Source organism: Pantoea sp. Tr-811 (assembly GCF_011752535.1).
GTDB lineage: Bacteria > Pseudomonadota > Gammaproteobacteria > Pseudomonadales > Pseudomonadaceae > Aquipseudomonas.
In genome coordinates this window covers 149597-174491 of sequence record NZ_VWXJ01000013.1, presented here as the reverse complement: position 1 = coordinate 174491, position 24895 = coordinate 149597, and the positions used below count along the sequence as shown (strand labels likewise).

Genomic DNA, 24895 nt, shown 5'->3' with positions numbered 1-24895 from the left:
AAACGGCTGCCCGGATGCCGCGCAGGGCCAGGCCCCTCGACACCCGGGAGTGAAGGATACAGTGATTAAAGGAGGATTAAAGGTGAAAGGTCGCCAGGCGCCTTTCATCTTTCCTTATATATAGGCAGGAAGTGGTAGCCCCCCCTTGAGGGCCCTATCGCGAGCTGCGCTCGCTCCTACCAGGGGTGTGTGCTCCTCCCCCCCGTAGGAGCGAGCAAAGCTCGCGAAGCGTTCTCACGATAAACCCATCACTCCAAGGCCGCCGCCGGCCCGAAGAACTCGTACCGGCTCTGCTGCTCCGGCACCCCCAGCGCTTTGAGCTGGCGCTTGACCGCCGCCATGAACCCCTTGGGCCCAAGGAAGTAGGCATCCACATCCCGCGCCTGCGGCAGCCACTCTGCGAGCAAGTCCTGGCTCAGCAGGCCCACAGCGGCATCTCCCTGCGCGCCCTGCCCTTCGGCATAGCAATAAAAGCGCTTGAGCTGCGGGTACCGCGCGGCCAGGCCATCAACCCAGTCGCGGAACGCATGCACCGCGCCGTTGCGCGCGCAATGAATGAAATGCACCGGCCGCTCGCCCTGCAGCGCCGCTTCCAGCATCGCCAGGGTCGGGGTAATGCCCACGCCCCCGCTGATCAGCACCAATGGCTTGTCACTGGCGGCCAAGGTGAAATCACCCGCCGGCGGGAACAGCTGCACGGTATCGCCCACCATCAGCGCATCGTGCAGGTAGCCCGACACCTTGCCGCCCACCTCACGCTTGACACTGATGCGGTACTGCACGCCGTCGCACAGTGCCGACAGCGAATAGTTGCGACGGTGCTCGGCACCGTCGATGAACAGCTGCAGGCCGATGTACTGCCCGGGTTCGGCCTTGAGCACTGGCTGCCCATCGACCGGGGCCAGGTAGAACGAAACGATCTCGCCACTTTCCTGCTCGCGGCGCACCAGGCGGAACTCGCGGGTGCCGCGCCAGCCTCCGGTGGCGGCTTCCTTCTGCTGGTACAGGCTTTCCTCGGCGCCAATCAGAATGTCGGCCAGCTGGCCATAGGCCGCCGCCCAGGCTGCGATGACTTCAGGGGTGGCGATGTCCGTGCCCAACACTTCCTCGATGGCCCGCAGCAGGCAGCTGCCGACGATCGGGTAGTGCTCGGGCAGAATCTGCAAGGCCACATGCTTGTTGATGATCTGCCCCACCAGCCCGCCCAACTGCTCCAGTTGGTCGATATGGCGGGCGTACATCAGCACCCCGTTGGCCAGGGCTCGCGGCTGGTCGCCGCTGGCCTGGTGGGCCTGGTTAAACAGCGGGCGTACCTCGGGGTACTCGCTGAGCATCATCTTGTAGAAGTGGGTGGTCAGGGCTTCGCCGCCGGTTTCCAGCAGTGGGACGGTGGCCTTGATGATTGCACGTTGTTCGGCATTGAGCATTGCAACGACTCCTGAGCCTGAGGCTTCACATGGTTGCCGTAGATATTTCAGCAATCGTGCCAACTTTAATAACCAGTGAAATCAGGGCCTTGCCGCGATTCATGTCAAAAAGACCCACCCCGGCGTATAGTCATTAAGACCAATAGGAGTCCTTATGACCGCAAAACCGCTGCTCACCGCCCTCCTCCCCCTGGTCAGCGACCTGTCCCGCGACCTGCCCGACCAGGAGCGCTACCGCCGCCTGCTGCAAGCTATGCGTGGGCTGTTGCCGTGCGACGCCGCCGCGCTGCTGCGCCTGGACGGCGAATGGCTGGTGCCGCTGGCGGTCGACGGGCTGTCGGCCGATACCCTGGGCCGGCGCTTCAAGGTGAGCGAGCACCCACGCTTCCAGGCCCTGCTCAGCCGCCCGGAACCCACTCGTTTCGCCAGCGATTCCGAGTTGCCGGACCCCTACGACGGCCTGGTCAACGCCCCCGGCGCCAACCTTGAAGTGCACGATTGCATGGGCTGCCCGCTGATGGTCGATGAGCGCCCCTGGGGCCTGGTGACCCTCGACGCCCTTACCCCTGGGCAATTCCAAAGCCTGGAGCTCGACGCCCTGCAGGCCTTCGCCAGCCTGGCCGCCGCCACCGTTACCGTGGCCGAGCGCATCGAACACCTGGCCCTGCGCGCCGAGGACGAGCACCAGCGCGCCGAGGTGTACCGCCAGGCCAGCGGCCAGGACAAGGAACTGATCGGCCAGAGCCCGGCGCACAAGCACCTGCTGGAGGAAGTGCGGCTGGTCGGCGGCAGCGACCTGACCGTGCTGATTACCGGCGAAACCGGGGTAGGCAAGGAACTGGTGGCCATGGCCCTGCACCAGGCCAGCCACCGCGCCGACAAGCCGCTGGTGAGCCTGAACTGCGCCGCCCTGCCCGACACCCTGGTGGAAAGCGAGCTGTTCGGCCACGTGCGCGGCGCCTTCACCGGCGCCCACGGCGAACGCCGGGGCAAGTTCGAACTGGCCAACGGTGGCACGCTGTTCCTCGATGAAGTCGGCGAGCTGCCGCTGAGCGTGCAGGCCAAGCTGCTGCGGGTGTTGCAGAGCGGCCAACTGCAGCGCCTGGGCTCGGACCGCGAGCACCGCGTGGACGTGCGCCTGATCGCCGCCACCAACCGCGACCTGGCCGCCGAGGTGCGCAACGGCAACTACCGCGCCGACTTCTACCACCGCCTCAGCGTGTACCCGTTGCACGTGCCGCCCTTGCGCGAACGTGGGCGTGACGTGCTGCTATTGGCAGGCTACTTCCTCGAACAGAACCGATCGCGCCTGGGCCTGAACAGCCTGCGCCTGAGCCCTGAAGCCCAGGCCGCACTGCTGGCCTACGACTGGCCAGGCAACGTGCGCGAACTGGAACACCTGATCGGCCGCTCGGCCCTCAAAGCATTGGGCCAGCACCCTGAGCGTCCGCGCATCCTTACCCTCAGCGCCACCGACCTGGACCTGCGCCCGGCCTCAGCAGGCCCCGCTGCACCCGCCACCGATCCAGCCCCGGCTTTGCCGCCCTTGCCTGCCGGCGGCCTGCGTGAAGCTGTCGACGCCTACCAGCGACGAGTGGTCGACGATTGCCTGAAACGTCACCAGGAAAACTGGGCCGCTGCAGCCCGCGAACTGGGCCTGGATCGCGCCAATCTCAGCCGCTTGGCGCGCCGTTTGGGCCTGCGCTGAACCGCTACTCTACCAAAAGGATTAACCCACAAAGCCATCTGGTTGCTTCCCGCTGGGCTGCTATATCTCGGTAATCACCGGTAATTGGGCCACGGCAAGGCCAACTGCGCGCGTGCGCAGAATCAGGATCGCCTAATTCGGTCCTGCAAACCGAAATACCAGCAGGGAGCACCCATGGAAAATATCGTAGTTGCCGATAAAGAATCGGCCGTCGCCACCCAGAACGCTTGGGGCAATATCACCCTCAACAGCCCAGGCGTCGTGCAGATGCCCATTGCTCCCGACCAGGTGGCCACCGTCACCCGGCGCGGCCAAGACTTGATCGTCACGCTCAAAACCGGTGAAAAGGTCACCGTTGGCAACTTCTTCGCGGTAGACCAGGCCGGCGTCGGCAGCGACATGGTCTTCGTCGGAGAAGACGGCACGTTGTGGCACGCTGGCTACGATTCGGCAGCCTTCACCGGCTTCACCTTCGAGGAAGTGAACTCCCTGGACGAACTGGTCGCCGGCGTCGGCGTTGCCGGTGCCTCCACTTCGACCTTCGCCATCGCCGGGCTGTCCCTGCTCGGTGTCGGCGGTGCCGCCGCTGCGGCGAGCCACGGTGGCGGCGGTGGTGGTGGCGGCGGCAGCAGTGACACTACACCACCCGAGTCCCCCATCGACCTGCTGGTATCGCCAGACGGCCTGCGCCTGACTGGCCGCGGCGAAGCGGGTGCCACGGTCAACGTGTTCGGCCCTGCCGGCAACCTGATCGGCACCGGCACCGTGGGCAGTGACGGCACCTTCAACGTCAGCCTCACCAGCCCGCAGGCCAATGGCGAAAACCTCGGTGTAACCCTGACCGATGGCGCCGGCAATACTTCGCAACCCGGCACCGTTACTGCGCCAGACACCACTCCCCCGGCCGCTCCGACCGACGTGGCCGTCAATGCTCAAGGGACCTCCGTGAGCGGTCGCGGTGAAGCCGGCTCGACCGTAACGGTACGCGATGGGGCAGGCAACGTCATCGGCACAACTACCGTCGGCGCCGACGGCACTTTCAGCGTTCCCCTGAGCAGCCCGCAGGCCAACGGCGAAAGCCTCAGCGTCACCCTGACCGACACCGCCGGCAACACCTCGCCAACCAGCCCTGTCACCGCACCCGACATCACCGCACCTGGCGCCCCGGCTCAGTTGGCGATCAATGGGCAAGGTACGACCCTCACCGGTAGCGCCGAACCAGGCGCAACCGTGCAGGTACGCGGCGCCGATGGCACCCTGCTCGGCAGCGCCGTGGCCGGTGCGGACGGCCAGTTCAGCGTCACCCTGCAACCGCCGCAGACCGATGGCCAAGCCTTGGCCGTGACCGCCACCGATGCGGCCGGAAACACCTCGGGCAGCACCGCGATCACCGCACCGGACGATGGCACCCCACCCGACACCACACCACCGGATGCCCCGACCAACCTGGTGATCGCCCTCGCCGGCCAGCAACTCAGTGGCCGCGGTGAGGCCGGCACCAGCGTGCAGGTGCGCGATGCCCAGGGCAACCTGATCGCCACCGGCGCAGTCGGTGCCGACGGCACCTTCCAGGTCACCCTCTCCCCGGCGGTGAACGATGGCAGCACCCTTCAAGTCACCCTCACCGATGCGGCCGGCAATGTATCGCCCCCAGGCTCGGTGACCTCGCCCGACCTGCAACCACCGGCACAACCCACCGACCTGGCCCTGGTCGATGGCGTGACCTTCAGTGGCAAGGGGGAACCCAACAGCATCGTGCAAGTGCGAGATGCCGGTGGCAACCTCATCGGCAGCGGTACGGTCGGTGCCGATGGCAATTTCAGCATTACCCTCTCCCCGGCCCAGGCCAATGGCGAAGCGCTTGAAGTGCGCCTGCTCGATGCCGCTGGCAATGCGTCTGCGCCCCTGGAATTCGACGCCCCGGACATCACGCCACCCAACCCGGTCAGCGGCCTCGCCGTGGGCCCAGGCGGCCTGCAACTGGCAGGCACCGGTGAAGCTGGCGCGACCGTCGAGGTGCGTGACGCCGATGGCAACCTGCTGGGCCAAGGCCTGGTCAGCGCCAATGGCACTTTCATCATCGATCTCGACCCCGCCGTAACACCGGGTGAACAACTGAGCGTGGTGCAGACCGATGCGGCCGGCAACGTTTCCACTGCCGTCGACTACGAAGTCCCCGCCACCAGCGTACCCACCAGCCCGACCGACCTGGTCATCGCGGCCGATGGCAGCAGCATCAGCGGTAGCGCGCCTGCCGGTACCCGCGTGGACGTGCGCGGCGCCGATGGGACCCTGCTGGGCAATGTGCAGGTCGGTGCCGACGGCACCTTCACCGTCGCCCTCTCCCCAGCGCAGGCCAACGGCCAACTGCTGAACGTCACCGCCGTCGATACCGACGGCACCTCGTCGCTGCCCACGCAGGTCAGCGCCCCGGACATCACCGCGCCAAACGCACCAGCCGACCTGGCCGTGAGCGCCGATGGCAGCACCGTTACCGGCCGTGCCGAAATTGGCAGCACCGTGCGGGTGCTGGCGGCCGATGGCACCACCGTGCTCGGCACGGCAGTGGTCGGCGCAACGGGCGTCTTCTCCATCACCCTCACGCCAGCGCTGGTCGATGGTGAACAGCTGCAAGTCACCGCTACCGACGCCGCCGGCAATACCTCCACTGCCAGCAACGTCACCGCCCCCGACATCGACGGCGGCGATACCACGCCACCCGATGCGCCCACGGCCCTGGTGATCGGCCTCGCCGGCCAGCAGCTCAGTGGCCATGGCGAAGTCGGCGCGACCGTGCAAGTGCGCGATGCCCAGGGCAACCTGATCGCCAGCGGTACGGTCGGCGGCGATGGCAACTTCCAGATCAGCCTCAACCCGCCGGTCAACGACGGCAGCACCCTGCAGGTCACCCTCACCGATGCGGCCGGCAATGTATCGCCCCCAGGCTCGGTGACCTCGCCCGACCTGCAACCACCGGCACAACCCACCGACCTGGCCCTGGTCGATGGCGTGACCTTCAGTGGCAAGGGTGAACCCAACAGCATCGTGCAAGTGCGAGATGCCGGTGGCAACCTCGTCGGCAGCGGTACGGTCGGTGCCGATGGCAATTTCAGCATCACCCTCTCCCCGGCCCAGGCCAATGGCGAAGCGCTTGAAGTGCGCCTGCTCGATGCCGCTGGCAATGCGTCTGCGCCCCTGGAATTCGACGCCCCGGACATCACGCCACCCAGCCCGGTCAGCGGCCTCGCCGTGGGCCCAGGCGGACTGCAACTGGCAGGCACCGGTGAAGCTGGCGCGACCGTCGAGGTGCGTGACGCCGATGGCAACCTGCTGGGCCAAGGCCTGGTCAGCGCCAATGGCACTTTCATCATCGATCTCGACCCCGCCGTAACACCGGGTGAACAACTGAGCGTGGTGCAGACCGATGCGGCCGGCAACGTTTCCACTGCCGTCGACTACGAAGTCCCCGCCACCAGCGTACCCACCAGCCCGACCGACCTGGTCATCGCGGCCGATGGCAGCAGCATCAGCGGTAGCGCGCCTGCCGGTACCCGCGTGGACGTGCGCGGCGCCGATGGGACCCTGCTGGGCAATGTGCAGGTCGGTGCCGACGGCACCTTCACCGTCGCCCTCTCCCCAGCGCAGGCCAACGGCCAACTGCTGAACGTCACCGCCGTCGATACCGACGGCACCTCGTCGCTGCCCACGCAGGTCAGCGCCCCGGACATCACCGCGCCAAACGCACCAGCCGACCTGGCCGTGAGCGCCGATGGCAGCACCGTTACCGGCCGTGCCGAAATTGGCAGCACCGTGCGGGTGCTGGCGGCCGATGGCACCACCGTGCTCGGCACGGCAGTGGTCGGCGCAACGGGCGTCTTCTCCATCACCCTCACGCCAGCGCTGGTCGATGGTGAACAGCTGCAAGTCACCGCTACCGACGCCGCCGGCAATACCTCCACTGCCAGCAACGTCACCGCCCCCGACATCGACGGCGGCGATACCACGCCACCCGATGCGCCCACGGCCCTGGTGATCGGCCTCGCCGGCCAGCAGCTCAGTGGCCATGGCGAAGTCGGCGCGACCGTGCAAGTGCGCGATGCCCAGGGCAACCTGATCGCCAGCGGTACGGTCGGCGGCGATGGCAACTTCCAGATCAGCCTCAACCCGCCGGTCAACGACGGCAGCACCCTGCAGGTCACCCTCACCGATGCGGCCGGCAATGTATCGCCCCCAGGCTCGGTGACCTCGCCCGACCTGCAACCACCGGCACAGCCTACTGACCTGGCGCTTGCCGACGGCGTGACACTCACCGGCCAGGGTGAACCCAATGCCACCGTGCAGGTGCGCGATGCCAATGGCAACCTGATCGGCAGCGGTACGGTCGGCGCCGATGGCCAATTCACCGTCACCCTTTCCCCGGCGCAGGCCAACGGCGAAACCCTTGAGGTAAGCCTGACCGATGGCGCCGGCAACACCTCCGCGCCGCTGGAATTCACGGCCCCCGACATCACCCCACCGGCCGAAGTCAGCAATATCGTGGTCGGCAATGGTGGCCTGGCCCTGAGCGGGCACGGTGAAGCCGGCGCCACCGTCGAGGTCCGCGACGTTAATGGCAACCTGCTGGGTACCGGCACTGTCGCCGCCAACGGCAGTTTCCTGATCGACCTCGAACCCGCCGCCCAGCCTGGCGAGCGCCTGAGCCTGGTGCAAACCGATGCCGCCGGCAATGCTTCCCCCACGCTGCAGTACGACGTGCCGCTGACCCAGGTGCCTGACAGCCCCAGCGACCTCAGCGTCGCCGCCGACGGCAGCAGCCTCAGCGGCACGGCCCCGGCCGGCACCCGTGTAGACGTGCATGATGCCAATGGCACCCTGGTGGGCAGCGTGGTGGTTGGCGCCGAAGGCACCTTCACTGTGCCGCTCAACCCGGCCCAGGCCAATGGCGAGCTGCTGGACGTTACGGCCGTCGATACCGCTGGCGCTACGTCCCTGCCCACACAGATCACCGCACCAGACATTACCGCCCCGGCCGCCCCCGCTGACCTGGCCGTCAGCGCCGATGGCAGCATGGTCACCGGTCGCGCGGAACCTGGCAGCACCGTGCGCGTCCTGGCCGCCGACGGCACCACCGTGCTCGGCACCGCCGTGGCCGGCAGTACCGGCCTCTTCAGTGTCAGCCTGTCGCCCGCCCAGGTCGATGGTGAGCAACTGCAGGTAACGGCCACCGACGCGGCAGGTAATACCTCCACGGCAGGCAATGTCACCGCACCGGATGTGGATGGCGGCGGCGATACCACGCCGCCGCAACCGGCCACCGACCTGGTCATCAGCAGCGATGGGCGCACCGTATCAGGCCGTGGCGAGGTCGGGGCCACCGTCAATGTGCTGAATGACCAGGGCCAGGTGATCGGCACGGGCACCGTACAGCCTGACGGCGCGTTCACCTTGCAACTCACGGCAGCGGTGACCGATGGTTCGTCCTTGCAAGTGACCCTTACCGACGCCGCGGGCAACGTTTCGACGCCCAGCCCGCTGACCTCGCCAGACCTGCAGGCCCCAGCAGAACCCACAGGGCTCACCCTCACCGATGGCGTGACCCTGGCCGGCAGCGCCGAACCGGGCGCACGGGTGGACGTGCGTGATGCCAATGGCAACCTGATCGGCACCGGCATCGTCAGCCAGGACGGCAGCTTCAGCCTGACCCTCGACCCGGCCCAGGCCAATGGCGAGCAGTTGTCCATCACCGCCACCGACGCGGCAGGCAACACCTCTGCCCCGCTGAGCTATACCGCACCGGATATCACCCCGCCGGCGATCATCAGCGATGTGGTGGTCGGTGACGGCAGCCTCACGGTGTCTGGCCGCGGCGAACCCGGCGCGACCGTGGAAATCCGCGATATCAATGGCAATCTGCTTGGCAGCGGTGTGGTCGCGGCCAATGGTACGTTCCTGGTCGGCCTCGGCAACCCGGTCACGGCAGGCGAAGCCCTGGTATTGGTGCAGACCGACGCGGCAGGCAACCCGTCGCTCGGCCTGGTGGTCATCGTACCGGCCATCGAATTGCCGGACAGCCCCAGTGGCCTGGTGGTTGCCGCCGATGGCACGTCCATTACCGGCAGCGCGCCGGTTGGCAGCCTGGTCGAGGTGCGTGATGCCAACGGCAACGTGATCGGCAGCGTGCAGGTTGGCAACGGCGGCACCTTCACCGTCAGCCTCACCCCGGCCCAGGCCAATGGCGAGCTGCTCGATGTGGTGGCCATCGACGCCGATGGCAACAGCTCGTTGCCAACCCAGATCAGCGCCCCGGACATCACCCCGCCGAACGAGGCCAGCGACCTGCTGGTAAGCGCTGACGGCACCCTGCTCACCGGCCGCGGCGAACCCGGTGCCACCGTGCAAGTCAGCAATGCCCAGGGCACCCTGCTGGGCAGCGCCGTGGTGGGCGCCAATGGCCAATTCAGCGTCACCCTGGTGCCCGCGCAAACCGACGGCCAGGAACTGGACGTGGTGCTGCGCGACGCCGCCGGCAACAGCTCCACCGCCAACATCACCGCCCCGGACACCGATGGCCCGCTGCAACCTTCGGCCCTGAGCGTCGACATCACCGGCCTGCACCTCACAGGCCTGGGCCAGGTTGGCTCGACGGTCACCGTACGCGCGGCCAATGGCAGTGTGCTGGGCGTGAGCGTGGTCGGCGCCGACGGGCACTTCGACGTCACCCTGATTGCCGCCCAGCGCAACGGTGAAAGCCTGACCGTGGAAGCCACCGACAGCCTGGGCAACAGCGCCGGCCCCGTGGCCTTCACCGCACCGGACCATACCCCGCCACAAGCGGTGGTCAGCCCGTCCATCGACGGCCTGGGGGCAACCGTTACCGGCACCGGCGAAGTGGGCGCCACAGTCACCGTGCGCGGGCCGGACGGCAGCGTTCTGGGCAGCGCGCTGGTGGCCGTCAATGGCACCTTCACCGTTACCCTGGTTCCACCACAAACCAACGGCCAGGTCCTGAGCGTCACCCAGACTGACGCTGCAGGCAACGTGTCTGGCGCCACCTCCCTGCCGGCGCCAGATACCCAGGCACCGAATGCGCCCACCGGCCTGCTGCTGTCGGCTGACGGCGCCGTGGTCACCGGCAGCGGCGAGCCCGGCACACGGGTGCAGGTGACCGGCGTTGCCGGCGTGGTCCTGGGCACTGCCGTGGTTCAGGCCGATGGCAGTTTCAGCGTGTCCCTCATCCCCGCCCAGCTCAATGGCCAAACCCTGTCGGTTACCCTGACCGATGGCGGCGGCAATACCTCCGGCGCGGGCACCGTGATCGCCAGTGACATGGAAGCGCCAAGCCCGGCGCTGATTCTTGGGCTGGCCAATGGCGGCACCTTGCTCAACGGTGTGGGTGAAATCGGCACCGCCGTGCAAGTGCGCAACAGCGCCGGGCAACTGCTCGGCAACGGCGTAGTCGATGCCGATGGCAACTTCAGCGTCACCCTCAGCCCGGCACAAACCAACGGCCAGGTGCTGTCGGTGGTGCTCATCGACGGTGCTGGCAACACCTCGCCGTCGGCCTCGTTCACGGCCCCCGACACCACGGCCCCAGCCCTGCCGCTTGGCCTGCAGGTGAGTGCCGACGGCACCCTCGTGCACGGTACCGGTGAAGTCGGTGCTCGGGTCGAGGTGCGCAACGCCGCTGGCGACCTGCTGGGCAGCGTGGTGATTCCTGCCGGGGGCAGCTTCAGCGTGCCGCTGCTGCCGGCGCAACTGGACGGCCAGACCCTCCAGGTAACCTTGATCGACGCCGCTGGCAACGCCTCCTCCGACACACCGGTCAGCGCACCGGACATCACCCCACCCGAGCTGCCCATAGGCCTTGCGGTCAGCCTTGACGGCAGCACCGTCATCGGCAGTGCGCCAGGCGCCACCTCGGTGACCGTGACCGACCCCAATGGCAACGTGGTCACGGTGGCGGTCAACGGCGATGGCAGCTTCAGCGTACCGTTGGGCAGCCCGCTGACCAATGGCGAAATCCTCAGCGTGGTGGTCAGCGACGCAGCCGGCAACCAGACCGCACCGTCCACCGTCACAGCCCCCGACACCACCCCACCGCTGCCTGCTGCCGACGTTACGGTCAGCCCTGACGGCGGCACCATCAGCGGCATTGCCGAGCCCGGCACCACGGTTATCGTACGCGATGGCAACACTGAGCTGGGCACTGGCACTGCCGGGCCGGACGGCACCTTCGTCATACCGGTCAACCCGCCCCTGGTCACCGGCGACACGGTGCAGGTGGTGGTCCGCGATGGCGGTGGCAATGAAACCTCGATCAACGTCGACGGCCCGGATGGCACCGAAGTGGCAACGCCTACCGCCCTGTCGCTGAGCGTCGATGGCTTCGTGCTGACCGGCGAAGGCACGGCCGGCTCGCTGATCACGGTCACCTCTGCTGGCACCACGGTGGGCAGCGGCACGGTCGGCAGCGATGGTGTGTTCCACATCTTCTTCACCAGTGCCCTGCTCAACGCACAAACCCTGCAAGTCAGCGCCCGCCTGGCGGTCGGCGGCAAACCATCGGTGCCGGCGATCATCGTCGCCGCCGACACCACCGCACCGGATGCACCGAACCAGTTGGCCCTTGAGCGCACCGGCACGACCCTCACCGGCCACGGCGAGGTCGGCGCCACGGTGCGCGTGGTCGATGCCCAAGGCACCCTGCTGGGCACCGCGACGGTCGCCAGCAACGGCTTGTTCAGCGTCACCCTGGTGCCACCGCAGGCCAACGGCCAGAACCTCACCATCACCCAGGCCGACGCCGCCGGCAACGTCTCCCTGGCGGCCACGCTGCAAGCGGCCGACATACAGGCGCCAAACGCCGCCACCGGGCTGAGCCTGAACATCGCCGCCACCGTGGTCAGCGGCCAGGGTGAAGCCGGCGCCACGGTGACCGTACGTGACGCCCTCGGCGTGATACTGGCCACCGGTACGGTAAACCTCAGTGGGCAGTTCCAGATTACCCTGCCTACCGCGCAGACCACCGGCAGCCCCCTGCAGGTGACCCTGACCGACGCCGCCGGCAACGTGTCCGGCACAGCGCTGCTGGCCACCCCGGACCGCACGCCACCGCTCGCCGTCAGCAACCCGGTGCTCAGCGCCGACGGCAAGCAGTTGTCCGGCAGTGGTGAAGCCGGTGCCACCGTGCAGGTGCGCAACGCCGCCGGCACCGTGCTGGGAACCGCCGTGGTCGGTGCAGATGGGCGCTTCACGGTGACCTTCGACACGCCACAAATCACCGGTGCCGCGATTGGCGTCACCCAGGTGGATGCCGCGGGCAACGTGTCGCCCGCCATCAGCCTGGCAACCCCTGACCTGACCGCGCCAACGCCACTGACCAACGTGGTGCTCAACAACAACGGGCTCACCCTCACGGGCCTGGGCGAAGCCGGCGCCAGCGTCACCGTGCGTGGCGCCGATGGCACCATCGTCGGCACCGGCCTGGTAGCCGCCAATGGCAGCTTCACCCTCGTCCTCACCACCGCCCAGCTCAATGCCCAGCACTTGAGCGTGACCCAGACCGACGCCAGCAACAACACCTCCACCGCCGTCACCGTCATTGCCCCCGACCACACCCCGCCAGCGGCGCCGAGCGCCCTGGCCCTGTCGCTCGGCGGCCTGCAACTGAGCGGCAACGCCGAAGCCGGCAGCACCGTGACCGTGCGCGATGCTGCGGGCAATGTGCTGGGTACTGCGGTAGCCACCAGCAACGGCACCTTCCAGCTCACCCTGAACAGCGCGCAAACCAACGGCCAGGCGCTGCAGGTGACCGCCACCGATGCGGCGGGCAATGTGTCGGCTGCCACGCCGTACCTGGCCGCCGACACCACCCCGCCCGCCGTGGTCGCCAACCTGGCCGTGTCGCCCAATGGCGCGACCCTGGCCGGTACTGGCGAGGCTGGCGCCACGGTCACCGTGCGCGCGCCCGACGGCACTGTGCTGGGCACCGCGCTGGTCGGCGCCGATGGCCACTTCAGCGTCACCTTGAGCCCTGCCGCCAGCACCGGCGAAATCCTCAGCGTCACCCAGGCCGACGCCGCGCTGAACGTTTCGCCGATCCTGACCGTGGTCGCCCCCGGCGTCACCGCCCCGGATGTACCCGGCAACCTGGTGTTGTCGGCCAATGGCCTGGCTGTGACCGGCACCGGCACACCAGGCGCCACGATCAAGGTCTATGGCCCCACCGGCGCCCTGCTTGGCAGCGCCGCAGTGGCCAACGACGGCACCTTCACCGTCAACCTCGGCAGCGCCCAGGCCAACGGCGAACTGCTGCATGTGAACGCCGTGGGCACCGATGGCAGCGTTTCGCTGCCGGCCACCCTGCAAGCGCCCGATACCACCGCGCCGCAGCCGCTGAGCAACCTGGTGCTGTCCAACGACGGCCTGGTGCTGACCGGCCACGGCGAAGCTGGCGCCACGGTCACCATCACCGGCGTTGGCGGGCTGGCGCTCGGTACCGCCGTGGTCGATGCCAGCGGCAACTTCAGCGTCAACTTGAGTGCTGCGCAGCTCAACGGGCAACTGCTGAGCGCTGCGCAAACCGACGCCGCCGGTAACGAGTCCAACAGCGTCAACCTCACCGCTCCCGACCGAATTGCGCCCGACGCGCCTGCCAACCTGGCCTTCGCCGGGGGTGGCAGCCTGCTCAACGGCACCGGCGAAGCCGGCGCGCTGGTCAAGGTCATCGCCCTCAACGGCACCGTGCTGGGCACGGGCGTGGTCATGGCCAACGGCAACTTCCAGGTCGTGCTGCTCACCCCGCAAGCCAACGGCCAGCAGGTGCAGGTAATACTCACCGATGCCGCCGGCAACCAGTCCGCCGCCGGGGCCATCACCGCACCGGATACCACGCCACCGAATGCCCCCACTGAACTGGCCATTTCCAGTGATGGCGTGACCATCACCGGCCGCGGTGAAGCGGGTGCATCGGTCACGGTCAACAACCCGCTCGGCCAGCCGATCGGCACAGCGGTCGTCGACGCAAGCGGCCACTTCACCATCACCCTCAACCCGGCCTTGGGCAATGCCGAGCTGCTCAGTTTCACCCAGACCGACGGCGCCGGTAACGTATCGGCCGTGGCCACCCTGCAGACACCGGACTTCACCCCGCCAGACCTGCTCACCAACGTGGTCATCAACGCCAACGGCAGCGTGGTCAGCGGTTCGGGCGAGCCTGGCGCCACCGTTACGGTGACCAACGCCGCCGGCGTGGTGGTGGGTACCACCGTGGTGCTGGCCGACGGCACCTTCCGTGTCGAACTGACACCCGCGCAGATCAACCAGCAAGTGCTTTCCGTACAGCAGGCCGACCCGCCCGGCAACATCAGCGATCCGGTCACGATCAACGCACCCGACCTCACGCCACCGGCTGCCGCCGCCGGGCTGCACCTCAACACCGCTGGCGACCAGCTCAGCGGTACCGGCGAGGCTGGCACCACGGTGCGGGTCTACGTCGGCGTCGTCGAAATCGGCACTGCGACGGTGGCCGCCAATGGCACCTTCGTGGTCAACCTCAACGCAGCGCAACTCAATGGCCAGGTCTTGCAGGTCACCCTGCAGGATGCCAGCAACAACGTTTCGGCCATCAGCACAATCACCGCCGTGGACATCACCCCACCGGCCACAGTGGTCGCCACGCTCAACGCCAGTGGCACCCAGGTCAGCGGTACCGGCGAGGCCGGCGCGCACGTCACGGTGATGAACAACCTGGGTAACCTGATCGGCCAGGGCACCATTGCCGCCGACGGCAGCTTCGTGATCAACCTCACCACTGCGCAAATCAATGGCCAAGTGTTGAGCGTCATCGCCCAGGATGCCACTGGCAACCCGTCCGTGCCCTTGCAACTGACCGCATCGGACCTGACCCCACCCGTACAACCCGGCAACCTGCTGCTCACCGGTGGCCTGGTGCTCACTGGCACGGGCGAAGTCGGCAGCACCATTACCGTTCGCGCTCCGGACAACTCCGTACTGGGCACCACCACGGTGCCGGCGGGCGGCGTGTTCACCATCACCTTCACAGCGTCGCAAAGCACCGGCCAGCTGCTGACCGTGGTGTCCACCGATGCCGCGGGCAATGCCTCGCTGCCGGCCACCTACCAGACCCTCGACACCGTGGCACCGACCGCAGTCACCAACCTGGCCATCAACAACACCTACAACATCCTCACCGGGCACGGTGAGGCCGGCGCCACGGTGACGGTCAGCTTCGGCGGCGTGGTCATCGGCACCGGCGTGGTCAACAGCGGCGGCAACTTCTCCATCACCCTGCAACCGGCCCCAGGTTCGGCGGCGTCGCTGGCGGTCACCCAAACCGATGCGGCCAACAACACCTCGGCGGTGTCGACCTTCATCACGCCGCTGGTGCCGCCACCGGAGCCACCGGTGAACGTGACATTGGCCGCCAACGGCCTCACGCTCACCGGGACCGCCGCCACGGGTGCGTCGATTCGCGTGTACGACGCCGCCGGCAACTTGATCGGCAGCGGCTCGGCCAACATTGGCAACGGTGGCTTCAGCATCACCTTGAGCAGTGCCCAGCTCAACGGGCAGCATTTGTCTGTTACCGCCGTGTCGCTGCTGGGCGGTGAGTCGCAACCGGTGTTCTTGATCGCAGCCGACATCACCCCACCGGCCAACCCGGTGGTCAGCGCGCTGTCGGCCAACGGCCTGGTACTCACAGGCACCGGTGAAGCCGGGGCCACGGTGACCGTGCGTGATGCCAGCGGCAACGTGCTGGGCACAGGCCTGGTCAACGGCGGTGGCGTATTCAGCGTCAACCTGGCCAGCGCCCAGCTCAATGGCCAGGTACTGAGCCTGACCCAAGCCGACGCGGCGCTGAACGTGTCCGGTGTCACCAGCTACACGGCGCCGGATACCCAGGCCCCGCTGGCACCAAGCAACCTGGCGATCAATGGCACCGGAACCGTGCTCACTGGCGTGGGTGAAGTGGGCGCCACCGTTACCGTGACCAACCAGGGAGGAACGACACTTGGCACCGCCGTGGTTCAGGCCAACGGCACCTTCAGCGTCACCCTGCTGACCGCGCAGACCAATGGCCAGGCACTGGTGGTGCGCCAGGCCGACGCCGCCAGTAACGTTTCTGCCAGCACTGGCATCACAGCCCCGGACACCACGCCACCGGCCGCCCCGGTGGCCAGCGTCAACAGCAACGGCACCTCGGTCAGCGGCTCGGGCGAAGTTGGCAGCACGGTGACCGTGCGCAACAGCTCCGGGACCGTGCTCGGCACAGCCACGGTGGGCAGCAATGGCCTGTACGTGGTCAGCTTGAGCACCGCGCAGATCAACTTCCAGGCGCTGAGCGTCACCCTCACCGATGCCGCCGGTAACGTGTCGACTGCCACCGCGGTCAACGCTCCGGACCTGACCCCACCGGCCAACGCCGGCAACCTGGTAATCAACGCCACCGGCACCACCCTCACCGGCACCGGCGAGGTCGGCGCCACGGTCACCGTGCGCAGCGCCAGCGGTACCGTGCTGCAAACCGGGACCGTGCAGGCCAACGGCACCTTCAGCATTACCCTGAGCCCTGCCCAGGACAACGGCCAGGTGTTGTCGGTCACCCTCACCGACCCACGCAGCAACGTATCCGGCGCCGTCACCGTCACCGCCCCGGACATCGACGCCAACCTGCCGCTGATCGCCACCAACAACCTGGCGACCGCCAACGTGGTGCTGGCGCCGGTCACGGCCACGCAAACCTACACGGACAGCTTCACCACCCTGCTGTCGGGCTTCAGCAAGACCTACACCTGGACCGTCGCCCCCGGCACCACGGTCGACCCGGTGTTGATGCTGACCACCAACAGCGTGCTGGCGCTGCTCAACAACTCAACCTTCGTGCTGCAGGTCAAAGACGCCACCGGTGCCTGGGTGACCATCGCCAACGGCAGCACCCAAGGCCTGCTCGACCTGATCGTGCTGCCGCTGGGGCTGCAGGTGGACATCGGCGTGCTGCAAGCAGGCGACTATCGACTGACCGTGGCCAGCGGCGGCATCGGCCTGATTACCCAGGTCACCACCACCCTGGACATCGTCGCCAGTAGCCTGACCCAGTTCACCGGCAGCGCCACCGCCGTCTCCGGTAACGTCATCACCGACCCCGGCACCAATGGCGCCGTCGACTCCCTGGGCCCAGACAGCCTCGCCGTACTGCAAGTGCTGAAAAACGGCAGCTACGTGGCCGCAGCCAGCGGCGCCGGCACCACCGTGCAGGGCCAGTACGGCACCTTGGTGATCCACGCCGACGGCAGCTACACCTACACGCCCAACGGCAGCCCGTCGAGCGTCGGCAAGGTGGATGTGTTCAGCTACCAGCTGGTACACCCCAACGGGCTCACCGCGTCGGCCAACCTCTACGTGCGCATCGACAGCCCGCAGGCCACGGAGGTCTGGAGCGACAGCAACCTCAGCGCCCCGGCCACGGTGGTGGATGCGGTCAACGATGTGGGCGCCAGCCATATCACCCTGGCCAACCGGGTCGACACCAGCAGCGCCACGCTCGGCTCGCTGACCCTGCCGCTGATCGGCTCGCGCTCGGCCACCTACACCACCACGGTGGCCACCGACACCACGGCCAACCTGCAGGTGGTGGTCAACTCCACCAACCTGCTGAGCCTGCTCAACGGCACCACCATCCAGTTGCTCAAGCTCAACACGACCACCGGCCAGTACGTGGTGGTGCAGACAGTGGGAGGTAGTTCGCTGATCAGCCTGCTCGGTGGTGGCGCCGGCTACACCTTCACCGGCCAGGGTGCGGGCACCTACCACATCGTGGTGACCGCCGGCGGCATCGGCCTGGCAAGCTCGATCACCACCAGCCTCAACACCACTACCACGCACCTGACCGACTACGTGGTCAGCAGCGCGACGGTGGCCAGCGGCAACCTGATTACCGACCCTTCCGGCACCGATATCCTGGGTTCGCCATTGACCGTGCTGAGCGTGCTGACCGCCGTCAACACCTTCACCATCCCCGGCTACAACGGAGTCAGCGTGGCCGGCCAGTACGGCACCCTGCTGGTGCATGCCGACGGCAGCTACACCTACACCCTCAACAGCGGGCTGACCTCGGCGGTAATCGGCCAGCACGACACCTTCACCTACGAGCTGACCCACCCCAACGGCACCACCGACACCGCCACCCTGACCATCAACCTGGACAACGCCGCCGGCCTCACCACCTTCTCCGCGCTGGTGGCCGACAGCGTCGATGACACCAGCGCAGTCGCCAGCGTCGCCGCTGCGGCAACCAGCGAGGTGATCGCCGGCACCGACGGCAACGACCACCTGGTCGGCAGCCAGGGCGGCCACATCACCCTGGAAGGCGGCGCGGGCAACGACATTCTCGAAGTGGTCGACCAGAACTTCGCCAGCGTCGACGGCGGCACCGGCACCGACACCCTGCTGTGGGGCGGCGGCGATGCCAGCATCGACCTGGCCAACCTGGCCGACCGTATCCACAACATCGAGATCATCGACCTCAACGACACCAGTGCGGTGGCCCTGACCCTCAACCTGGCCGACGTGGTGAAAATTACCGAAACCGGCTCCGACACCTTGATTATCAAGGGGGACGACAAGGATTCGGTGCACATGACCGATAGCTGGACACTGGTTGGTAACCAGGTTGCCGACGGAATCGACTATAACCAATACACGGCCCAGGAGGATCCGAGCCACCACTTGTGGGTACAGAACGGAATCCATGTCGTCTGAGGCCGCTGCATCCCGCCGGGCACACCGCCCGGCGGCAAGGACGATCAGCAGTAAGGGAATTTCGTGAAGCGAAGCAGTCCGCTGTCACCGTTGTGGCTGGGCGCCCTCGGGCTCCTGGCGTTGACCCTCCACCCGGTTGCCCTGGCAGCCGATGATATCGACCCAAGGCTGCGCAGCATCGGGCCGTCACTGCTACGTGACGCGCCCGACGCCATCCCCGCCCGGCCACCTGCCGTGCAGGCCGCCAGTGGCGGCGATCGGCTGGGGCTTTCCGAAGCGGTGTTGACCGCCGCGCAATGGCACCCGAGCATCGCCGAAGCCATCGGCAACCTGTACAAGCAAGGCGAGGGCATCAACGTGGCCCGCGCCGGTTACTACCCGCAGATCTCCGGTGGCATTCGCACCGGTTATGACACAGGCTACGGCGGCGACCGCAACAGCCAGGCGCTGAACCTGTCGCTCAAGCAGATGCTGTACGACTTCGGCAAGGTCGACAGCGCCGTCAATGCCGCCAAGGCCGCCGCCAACCGGGCCCAGGCCAATATCCTGCTGGTGGTCGACGACCTGGCCCGCGATACCGCCTACGCCTGGATCGAAACCCGCCGCTACGAGCAGTTGATGGTCATTGCCCGCGACCAGATCCGCGGCGTTGGCGACATCGCCGGCATGGCCCGCCAGCGCAGCGACATGGGCGCCAGCACGCGCTCCGACGTGGTGCAGGCCGAATCGCGTGTGGAAGGCGCCCGCGCCACCCTGGAGGAGTACCAGTCGCAATACGAACGCTGGCGTTCCACCCTGGCCGAACTGCTTGGCCGCGCGTCGCCCCCGGCACTGGCCGAAGCGCCGCCGCCCGAGCTGAACCAGGCCTGCAAACGGCCGGCCAATGGCGCCGACCGCTTGCCCGCGGTGCTGATGGCCCTGGCCCTGCGTGCCCAGTCCCAGGCCGAACTGGCCCAGGCCAAGGCCGAAGCCTATCCCACCGTGTCGCTGCAGCCGCAGGTCAACCACTACCTGGACAACGACTACAACCGCGATAACTCGCGGCTGGACCGTACCCAGGCCGGCATCTACCTGAACGTCGAGGTGCCGATCTACCAGGGCGGCGCCATCAGCGCGCGCAGCCGCGCCGCCGGTTACGCCCTGAGCTCCGCCGATTCCGCCGAAGATGCAGCGCGCCTGCAGGCGCGCCGCGGCTTGGCCGAGGCGGTGGCGCAAACGTCGGGCCTGGGGCGGCGCCTGAGTTCACTGGAAGCGCGCCAGACCAGCATCCAGGAAGCCCGGGAGCTGTATGGCCGGCAATACCTGGACCTGGGCACCCGGCCGCTGCTCGACCTGCTCAACGCCGAGCAGGAAATCTACCAGTCGCGCTTCGAGCTGGCCGGCACCCGTTCCGACCTGCTGCGCCTGGATGTCGACTGCCTGTACAACACCGGTGCCCTGCGGACCGCCTTCGGGCTGGAAGGGCGCAACCTGCAAGGGGTGGAGATCGAGCCATGAACGATACCGTCAACCTGCCCCAGGGCGGCCAGGCGCAGCAACCTGAACAAACGGTGGCCCACCGCCCGGACCTTGGCCCGTGGCTGGAAGTGATGCTGCAGGTCGCCCACCACTACCGCCTGGATGTCTCGCCCCAGCGCATTCGCCTGGCGGCAGCGGAAGACGCCCGGCCCCTGGATGAAATCCTCCGCCACATGGCCCGCCAGGCCGGGCTGACCCTGCGCTTCGTGCGCTTCGATGCCAAGGCGCTGCGCCAGTGGCGCACGCCGCTGGTACTGGAACTCGACGATGGCCAGCTGGCCGTGGTGGAGGCGGTGACCGAGGAAAACGAACTGGCCGTGGTGTTCGCCGGCGACCAGGGGCTGACCTCGCGCCTGCCGCGCAGCGAGCTCGAAGGGCGCATCAACCGCGTGGCGCTGATGCGCCCTGCCCGCCCCCTGCGCGACGTGCGCACCGACGACTACACCGCACCCTACGACCGCCACTGGTTCACCCGTATCGTGCTGCGCGACCTGCGCCCGTATGGCCAGGTGATGGTGGCCTCGCTGGTGGCCAACGTGCTGGCCCTGGCCGGGGTGCTGTTCTCGATGCAAGTGTACGACCGGGTAATTCCGGCTGAGTCGTTGCCCACCCTGTACGTGCTGTTCGGCGGGGTGGTGCTGGCGCTGGTGTTTGATTTCAGCATGCGCCTGTTGCGCCTGAAGGTCACCGACCTGCTCGGCAAGCGCGCCGACCTGCGGGTGTCCGACCTGGTTTATGGCCACGCCCTGCGCCTGCGCAATTCGGCGCGGCCAAAGTCCACCGGCTCGTTCATCTCGCAGCTGCGCGAGCTGGAATCGATCCGCGACCTGATTACCTCCAGCACCGCCACGGCGCTGGCGGACCTGCCGTTCTTCCTGTTGTTCCTGTTCGTGTTCTGGCTGATCGGCGGCGTGCTGGTGTTCATTCCGCTGGTGGCGCTGCTGGCCATGGTGCTTCCAGGGCTGCTCGCCCAGCGGCGCCTGGCGGTGCTGGCCAATGCCTCGATGCGCGAGTCGTCGCTGCGCAACGCCATGCTGGTGGAGAGCATCCAGGGCCTGGACGAGATCAAGGCACTACAGGCCGAGGCCCGTTTCGAGCGCCAGTGGAACCAATACAACGCCGCCTGCGCCCACACCAACCTGCGCCTGCGTACCCTCACCAACGGCCTGGTGACCTGGACCCAGAACGTGCAGGGCGCGGTGTTCGCTGTGGTGATCGTGATTGGCGCGCCGATGGTGATTGCCGGCGACCTCACCACCGGTAGCCTGGTGGCCGCCTCGATGCTGTCGTCGCGCATGATGGCGCCGCTGGCGCAGTTGACCCACGTGCTGACCCGCTGGCAGCAGGCCAAGGTGGCGCTGCAGGGCCTGGACAAGCTGATGCAGGCGCCCGTCGACCACCCCGAGGGCGAGGCCCGTGTGCACCTGCCAGCCATCCGCGGCGAATACCTGCTGCGCCAGGCGCACTTTCGCTACAGCCCCGAGGCCCCACCGGTGCTGAGCATCGGCCAGCTGGCCATCCAGCCGGGCGAGCGCATTGCCGTGCTCGGGCGCAACGGCGCCGGCAAGTCGACCCTGCTGCAGGCCCTGGGCGGGGCCATGGACCTGGCCCAGGGCGAGGTCAGCCTGGACGGTATCGCCATGGACCACCTCGACCCCGCCGACCTGCGCCGCGACGTCGGTTTGCTGGCGCAGTACGCCCGGCTGTTCCACGGCACCCTGCGGGAAAACCTCACCCTCGGTGCCGGCCAGGCCAGCGACCAGGAACTGGTGGCGGCATTGGCCGCCACCGGCGCGCTGGAATTCGTCCGCCGCCTGCCCAAGGGCCTCGACCACCTGATTCTCGAAGGTGGCCAGGGCCTTTCCGGCGGCCAGCGCCAGGCCCTGGTGCTGTCGCGCCTGCTGGTGCGCCAGCCGCAGGTGCTGTTGCTCGACGAACCCACCGCCTCGCTGGACGACACCACCGAGCGCAAGCTGCTGGATAACCTCGACCGCTTCTGCCAGGGCCGTACCCTGGTGATCGCCACCCACCGCCTCAGCGTGCTGCAGCGGGTACAGCGCATCATCGTGCTGGACGGCGGGCGTATCGTCATCGACGACCAGCGCGACGCCGCCCTGGCCAAGTTGCAAGGAGTGCAGGCATGAGCCAACACGAACTCCCCGCGTCCTACCTGGACGGCCAGGATGAGCAGGCCGTGCTGCGCGCCGGGCGCATCATCACGATCTGCGCGGCGATGCTTGCCGCGTTCCTGGCCTGGGCTGCCTGGTTCGAGGTCACCGAGGTGTCCACTGGCACCGGCAAGGTGATCCCCAGTTCACGGGAGCAGGTGATCCAGTCGTTCGAGGGCGGCATCGTTGCTGAAATGAACGTGGCCGAAGGCGACCTGGTCGAGCGCGGTCAGGTGCTGGCCCAGCTCGACCCGACCAAAACCGCCTCCAGCGTGGGCGAAAGCGAGGCCAAGTACCGTGCAGCCAAGGCCAGCGTGGCCCGCCTGCGCGCCGAGGTCACCGGCAAGCCGCTGAGTTTCCCCGAAAGCCTGAAGGACTCCCCCGAGCTGATCGACGCCGAAACGGCCCTGTACCAAACCCGCCGTCGCGGCCTGGAGCAGACCTTGGCCGGTATCGAGGACTCCCTGCGCCTGGTGCGTGCGGAGCTGAAGATCACCGAGAACCTGGCCAAGATGGGGGCGTCCAGCCGGGTGGAGGTGATTCGCCTGAACCGCCAGCGTTCGGAGCTGGAACTCAAGGCCAACGAGGCCCGCTCCGAGTACCTGGTGCGGGCGCGCGAGGAGCTGGCCAAGGCCAGCGCCGAGGCCGACAGTTTGTCGGAAGTGATTCGCGGGCGCAGCGATTCGCTGACGCGCCTGACCCTGCGCTCGCCGGTACGCGGCATCGTCAAGGACATCGAGGTCAACACCTTGGGCGGCGTGGTACAGCCCGGCGGCCAGGTGATGAAGATCGTGCCGCTGGACGAACGGTTGCTGGTGGAAACCCGCATCGCACCGCGGGACATCGCCTTCATCCACCCCGACCAGGCGGCCAAGGTGAAGATCAGTGCCTATGACTATTCGGTGTACGGCGGGCTCGAAGGCAAGGTGGTGGGCATTTCGCCAGACACCCTGCAGGACGAGGTGAAGCCGGAGATCTATTACTACCGGGTGTTCATCCGCACCGAGCAGGACAGCCTGCAGAACAAGGCTGGCAAGCACTTTGCGATCGTGCCGGGGATGGTGGCGACGGTGGATATCCGCACCGGCGAGAAGACCATTCTCGATTACCTGATCAAGCCCCTGAACCGCGCCCGCGAGGCCTTGCGCGAGCGTTGACCCCTGAGCGCCGCTTAGGCGCCGCATCGCGAGCTACGCTCGCTCCTACCTGAGCTGCATCCATCCTGTAGGAGCGAGCAAAGCTCGCGATGCACAGCGCTAGCGGTGCCAACACAATCAAGCTAAAGCGCAGGCGATCCAGGCCGATAACCCGTTATCCCCTGTTTCCCACGAAGGTCACCATGGCCACGCAAAATGCCCGCGCGGACTCGTTGTCCCTGCTACTGTTCACCCTGCGCAGCGGCAAGCTGATGGCAATCAACCTGCTCAAGGTCAGTGAAATCATCCCCTGCCCGCCGCTGACCAAACTGCCCGAATCGCACCCGCACGTAAAAGGCGTAGCCACCCTGCGCGGTAATTCGCTGTCGGTGATCGACCTGTCCCGGGCCATCGGCGAACGCCCACTGGAAGACCCACAGGGCGGCTGCCTGATCGTCACCGAGATCAGCCGCTCGCGCCAGGGCCTGCACGTGCAGGCCGTGAGCCGCATCGTCCATTGCCTGAGCACCGACATCAAACCGCCGCCGTTCGGCTCCGGCAACCGCTCGTTCATCACCGGCGTCACCCGGGTGGACAACACCCTGGTGCAGGTGCTGGACATCGAAAAAGTCATCCACGGCATCGCCACGCCCGAACCCGAGCCGAACCCCGGTGAACTCAGCGAGGAAGACGCAAGCCTGCTCGCTGCTGCCAACATCCTGGTGGTCGACGACAGCCAGGTGGCGCTGCAACAGTCGGTGCACACCCTGCGCAACCTCGGCATCGATTGCCACACAGCGCGCAGCGCCAAGGATGCGATCAACGTGCTGCTGGAGCTGCAGGGCAGCCCCCAGGAGATCAATATCATCGTCTCCGACATCGAGATGTCCGAGATGGACGGCTACGCCTTCACCCGCACCCTGCGCGAAACCCCCGACTTCCAGCACCTCTACGTGCTGCTGCACACCTCGCTGGACAGCGCGATGAGCAGCGAAAAAGCCAAGCTCGCCGGGGCCAACGCCATCCTTACCAAATTCTCCTCACCCGACCTCACCGACTGCCTGGTGACTGCCGCCCGCACCGTGGTGTTTGCCGAGCGCTGAAGAGCGTGTTGTTATATTCAGCGACAAACTCCCTGGCTTGCCGCCAGGGATGACT

General features: G+C 67.4%; 7 protein-coding genes. 6 read left to right on the top strand and 1 reads right to left on the bottom strand.

Going from position 1 to position 24895, the window contains the following annotated elements; genetic code table 11:
* Positions 1-248: 248 nt before the first annotated feature.
* Positions 249-1427: an NO-inducible flavohemoprotein gene (gene hmpA / locus F3J44_RS19930; RefSeq protein ID WP_167058796.1), complete on the bottom strand. Its 1179-nt coding sequence runs from the start codon at positions 1425-1427 to the stop codon at positions 249-251.
* A 154-nt stretch (positions 1428-1581) separates the two neighbouring features.
* On the opposite strand from hmpA, the gene norR reads away from it, so the two are divergent.
* From norR to F3J44_RS19900, 6 genes are all read left to right on the top strand, one after another.
* Positions 1582-3135, top strand: a complete 1554-nt coding sequence (norR, locus tag F3J44_RS19925; protein WP_167275313.1) for a nitric oxide reductase transcriptional regulator NorR — start codon at positions 1582-1584, stop codon at positions 3133-3135.
* A gap of 174 nt (positions 3136-3309) precedes the next feature.
* Positions 3310-18915: a BapA/Bap/LapF family large adhesin gene (locus tag F3J44_RS19920; RefSeq protein ID WP_167275311.1), complete on the top strand. Its 15606-nt coding sequence runs from the start codon at positions 3310-3312 to the stop codon at positions 18913-18915.
* A 63-nt stretch (positions 18916-18978) separates the two neighbouring features.
* Positions 18979-20412 carry a TolC family outer membrane protein gene (locus F3J44_RS19915; RefSeq protein ID WP_167058805.1) on the top strand — a complete coding sequence of 478 codons (1434 nt, stop codon included), beginning with the start codon at positions 18979-18981 and terminating at the stop codon, positions 20410-20412.
* Positions 20409-22577: a type I secretion system permease/ATPase gene (locus F3J44_RS19910; RefSeq protein ID WP_167058808.1), complete on the top strand. Its 2169-nt coding sequence runs from the start codon at positions 20409-20411 to the stop codon at positions 22575-22577. Before F3J44_RS19915 ends, F3J44_RS19910 begins: the two co-directional genes overlap by 4 nt.
* Positions 22574-23758: an HlyD family type I secretion periplasmic adaptor subunit gene (locus F3J44_RS19905; protein ID WP_167275308.1), complete on the top strand. Its 1185-nt coding sequence runs from the start codon at positions 22574-22576 to the stop codon at positions 23756-23758. Before F3J44_RS19910 ends, F3J44_RS19905 begins: the two co-directional genes overlap by 4 nt.
* 182 nt (positions 23759-23940) lie before the next feature.
* Complete coding sequence (locus F3J44_RS19900; protein ID WP_167058814.1) at positions 23941-24840, top strand: chemotaxis protein; 900 nt, start codon at positions 23941-23943, stop codon at positions 24838-24840.
* Positions 24841-24895: the final 55 nt, after the last annotated feature.